Source organism: Enhygromyxa salina (genome assembly GCF_002994615.1).
Taxonomy (GTDB): Bacteria; Myxococcota_A; Polyangia; order Nannocystales; family Nannocystaceae; genus Plesiocystis; species Plesiocystis salina_A.
Window position 1 is genome coordinate 1 of sequence record NZ_PVNK01000298.1, and the last position, 4,331, is coordinate 4,331.

General features: G+C 73.7%; 4 protein-coding genes. All 4 read right to left on the reverse strand.

The window, feature by feature from the left end:
• On the reverse strand, positions 1-852 hold an 852-nt coding region (locus tag ENSA5_RS34405), incomplete at its 3' end, for an efflux RND transporter permease subunit (RefSeq protein ID WP_146156429.1).
• Positions 849-2,003, reverse strand: a complete 1,155-nt coding sequence (locus ENSA5_RS34410) for an efflux RND transporter periplasmic adaptor subunit (protein WP_106395964.1) — start codon at positions 2,001-2,003, stop codon at positions 849-851. The genes ENSA5_RS34405 and ENSA5_RS34410, both read right to left, overlap by 4 nt.
• Before the next feature lie 144 nt (positions 2,004-2,147).
• Positions 2,148-3,500: a nucleotide sugar dehydrogenase gene (locus ENSA5_RS34415; RefSeq protein ID WP_106395965.1), complete on the reverse strand. Its 1,353-nt coding sequence runs from the start codon at positions 3,498-3,500 to the stop codon at positions 2,148-2,150.
• A gap of 39 nt (positions 3,501-3,539) precedes the next feature.
• Positions 3,540-4,259 carry a hypothetical protein gene (locus ENSA5_RS34420; protein WP_106395966.1) on the reverse strand — a complete coding sequence of 240 codons (720 nt, stop codon included), beginning with the start codon at positions 4,257-4,259 and terminating at the stop codon, positions 3,540-3,542.
• Positions 4,260-4,331 lie beyond the last annotated feature (72 nt).

Consider the following 4,331-nt stretch of genomic DNA (forward strand, 5'->3'; position numbering starts at 1 on the left):
GACGGGGGGGTGGCCGTCGACGCGGACTCGCTCGGGGGGGCGGGGTGGGGCGCGGCGCTCGACCTCGGCGAGGGCGCCCAGGCGCACGAGGGAGCCGTCGTCGCCGACGAGCTCGAGGGCGGCGATCGCTGAGGCGTCCTCGGCCCGCTCGAGCCCGCGCACGCCCACGCGAAAGTTCCCGGCGTGGACGCTGCCCAGACCCTGGGCGCCGGTACGCGTGGCGATGGTCTGCGCGATGTCGAGGGTGTCGAGGCCCGCGGCCCAGGCCTTGGCCTCGTCGACGATCACGCTCAGCTCCGGATCGACGGCCCCGGCGACCGTGACCTCGCGGACCCGGGGGCGCCGCAGGACCCGGCGCCTGAGGGCCTCGGCGGCGTCGGACAAGGCGACAAGATCGGGCTCGGCGGCGTCGCTGGTGACCGCGAGCAGCATCGACTCTTGGCGGGTCAAACGGGTATCGAGGGGCTGGAGGCTGGCGCCGGGGGGCAGGGGGACGGTCGCGATCGCCTCGCGGACCCGCTGCCAGCGCTGCTCGACGTCGTAGACCCCGTCGTCGAGTTCGACGGTCAGCACGAGCACGTCGGCCCGCGAGGTGCTCTCGACGTCGCGGATGTGATCGACGCTCTGCAAGGCCTGCTCGATCGGTACGGCCAGGGCCGACTCGACCTCCTCCGGCGTCGCGCCGGGGTAGATGGCGACCTGCGCGGCCCAGCGGTCGGGCAAGCTCGGGTCCTCCTGCCGGGGCATGGTCGTCCACATCAGCAGCCCGAGCAGGACCATGAGCAGGCTGGTCAGCAGGGGCAGCCGCGCGCTACGGCGGCGGGGGCTGGGCTTGGGGGCGTCAGCGCTCACGACCCGGGCCCTTCGACGGTGACGACGGTGACGCTCAGGCCGTCGCGCAAGCTGTCGAGGCCCTGGGCGACCACGCGCTCGCCGAGCTCGAGGCCGGCGCGGGCGACCACGCGGCGACCGTCGGAGGCCCCGAGCTCGAGCTCGCGGAAGCGGACGGTGTCATCGGGGCCGACCACGAAGGCGCCGGTGCGCGCGCGGGCGGCGTAGCTGATCGCGCCCAGGGGCACGCAGAGGCCCTCGCCCTCGCCGGTGGCCGGCGGGACCTCGAGCTCGACGCTCACGCCGAGGGGGAAGGGACCCGCGCCCGCGACCTCATCGGCGTGCTCGAGGTCGGCGACGAGCTCTTGGACGTAGGCGGACCCGCGCCGGACCGCGCCCACGCGGCGGACCACGGCGACGAAGGGGCGGTCCGAGCCGAGGCTGCTCCCGCGCACCCGGTCGCCGACCTCGAAGCGGCCGAGCAGGTGCTCGGGGACCCGAGCGCGGACGGTCCGGCGCGGCTCGCTCGGCTCGATGTGGACGATCGGCTGACCCGCGCCGACAACCTCGCCGCGGCGAGCGTGGAGCTCGGCGACGACGCCGGCGACGGGGGCCTCGAGGCGGCCGTGGCGGAGCATGGACCGGGCCGCGCGTGCCTCGGAGCGCGCGAGCTCGACCTGGGCCTCGGCCTGGCGCAGGTTTGACGCCGTGCGCTCGGCCGCGGCCGCGCCGAGGCTGCGCCGGCTGGCCAGCAGCTCGCTGCGCTCGAGCTCGCGAGCGGCCTGCTCCCGCCCCTCCTCGGCGAGCTCGTGCCCGGAGCTCGCCGCGGCCACGTGGGCGCGCAGATCCTGGTCATCGAGGCGGGCGATGAGCTGCCCCGCCTCGACCGCGCTGCCGACCTCGACCTCGAGCTCGCGCACCCGACCCGGGAGCGCGAAGGCCAAAGACAGCTCGCTGCGATCTTCGATCTGGCCGCGGATGCGCGCCCTCGCGTCGACGCGGCAGCGCTCGACGGGCACGACGCGGACCCGTGGGGCGAGGCTGGTCTCGGTCTCGGTCTCGGTCTCGGTCTCGGTCTCGGGCGCCTGGCGGTCGGTTTGGGAGCAGGCGCACGCGAACACGAACGCGGCGAGCATGGACCGGCGGTGCATCGGCTGCGCGGTGTCGGGCATGGCGGACGATGACGATATAGAAGGGGCGCGCGGGCTTACAAGGGCGACGGAACACAGGGGGCTCGGCCCGCAGGTCCGGCTCGAAGCGCGAGAAGGGGGGCGAGCCGAGCCGCATCGAGGATGGGTCGAGTTCGGCCCCGCGGCTCAGGCCTTGACCAGGCGCTCGGGGTCGACGGCGTCTCGGCCCACGATGTTGCGGGTGTCGATGATCAGCGGGGCGTGCTCGAGCACGGGCTCGTAGTCGACGCGGCGGTGACGGGCCGTCAGCAGGACCGCGTCGAAGTCCGCGAGGCTGTCGGCGTTGAGATCCGCGAGGGCCGGGACAGCCTGGTCCGCGACGCTCAGGGCCTCGACGTGGGGGTCGTGGTAGTGGACCTCGGCCCCGCCCTCGCGCAGCAGCCGGATGATCTTGAGCGCCGGGCTCTCGCGCACGTCGTCGATGTCGTCCTTGTAGGCGACCCCGACCACGAGCAGGTGGCTGCCGTAGAGGGCCTTTTGCTGGCGCGAGAGCCCGCGGATCAGCCGCTCGACCACGTAGCGTGGCATCTCGGCGTTGATCTCCCCGGCGATCTCGAGCAGCCGCGTCTTGGCGTCGAACTCTCGGGCGCGCCACGAGAGGTAGTAGGGGTCGATGGGGATGCAGTGTCCGCCCAGGCCTGGGCCCGGGAAGAAGCGCATGTAGCCGAAGGGTTTGGTCGCCGCAGCGTCGATGACCTCGTGGACGTCGATGTCCACGCCGCCCTCGCTAAAGCGCTGGCAGGCGACCTTGAGCTCGTTGACCAGGCCGATGTTGACCATGCGGAACACGTTCTCGAAGATCTTGGCCATCTCGGCGATCTCGGGGCTCGACACCGGGACGACGTTGTCGATCCCGACGCGGTAGAGGCTGAGCGCGCGCCGGGTGCAGCGGGCCGTCATCCCGCCGACAAGCTTGGGGATGGTCCGGGTGCCGAAGTGGGCGTTGCCGGGGTCCTCGCGCTCGGGGCTGAAGGCCACGCAAAAGTCCGCGCCGGGGCGCAGGCCCGTGCGCTGGGCGATGAGTTCGGCCACGACCTCGCGGGTGGTCCCGGGGTAGGTCGTCGACTCGAGGCAGACCAGGGCGCCGGCCCCGACGTAGCGGCTGATCGAGCGGATCGCGGCGTGGATGAAGCGCATGTCGGGCTCGCGCTGCCGGGTCAGGGGCGTGGGCACGCACAGGATGAAGGCGTCGGCGCCCGCGACCGCGGCGGCCGAACTCGTCGGGCGCAGGCGGCCCGTGGCCATGGCCGCCTGCACGGGCGCGTCGTCGAGGGTGCCGAGGTAGCTGCGACCCTCGAGCAGGGCGTCGACCTTGCGGGTGTCGACGTCGAGGCCGACGACCTCGGCTCCGCCCTCGACGAAGGACAGGGCCAGGGGCAGGCCGACGTAGCCCAGGCCGATAATCGCGATCTTGGGCTTGCGCGGGGTCTCGCCGGCGGACCACCACGCGTCGTGTTCGGTGTTGGCGGTGCTTTGCATGGTTCGTGTTCTCTCGGAGTGAGGGCGGCGAGGGGCGGCTCAGACCGCGGGCTGGAGAGCCGCGCGCGCCCGCTGCCGGGCGCGGCGCAGGCCCTCGAGCTCGTACTTGCGTGGGGCCCGGACCTCGTCGGCGCAGACCAGGACCTCGGCGGCGGACAGGCTGCACAGCGCGGCCGTGGTCAGGGCCTCGGACCGGCGCCGGCGCAGGTTCGCGTCCTCGAGAGCGATGAGGGTCTCGACCTGCGCCGGCCGCTTGCCGCCGAGGGCCTCGTAGGCTGCCCAGCCCTGGCTGATGAAGTCGTCGGACAGGCCGTGGTCGCGGAGCCGGTCGCGGAGCGAGGAGCTCTCGGGCACGAGGATCAGCATCTCCCGGCGCAGCTGCTCGAGGTCGGCGGGGTCTTGCTTGCCCAGGCGCAGGCGTCCGGTCAGGGCGATGTCGTCGGTGCCGTGCTCGGCGACGTAGCGATCGGCGGCGGCGTGTAGCTGGGCCAGCCAGGCGCGGGCCGGCTCGACCTCGGGGCTGACCTGGGCGTCGACCTCGACGCAGCCGTCGAGGAGCTCGGCCTCGGCTTCGACGCTCGCGCGCAGGCGTGAGGTCAGGGCGACGAGGCGCTCGCGGGCGCGGGAAAGATCCAGGCCTGCGCGCTCGCGGAAGGCCTCGACGCGGGTCTCGGGCTCCTCGGCCAGGCGCACGGCCGCGGTGTCGAGGGTCTTGAACAAGGTGGCGGTGGGGACGTGAAAGAGCTGGGCTTCGAACATTGGACGTAGCAGTGGGTAGCCTCCCGAGCACGCGGGGAGGGTGGGGGGTCGCGCCCTCCCACAGCGGGGGCG

Coding starts and splice junctions, on each gene's coding strand:
- ENSA5_RS34410 (WP_106395964.1), bottom strand. CDS start 2,003: ATGCCCGACACCGCGCAGCCGATGCACCGCCGGTCCATGCTCGCCGCG.
- ENSA5_RS34415 (WP_106395965.1), bottom strand. CDS start 3,500: ATGCAAAGCACCGCCAACACCGAACACGACGCGTGGTGGTCCGCCGGC.
- ENSA5_RS34420 (WP_106395966.1), bottom strand. CDS start 4,259: ATGTTCGAAGCCCAGCTCTTTCACGTCCCCACCGCCACCTTGTTCAAG.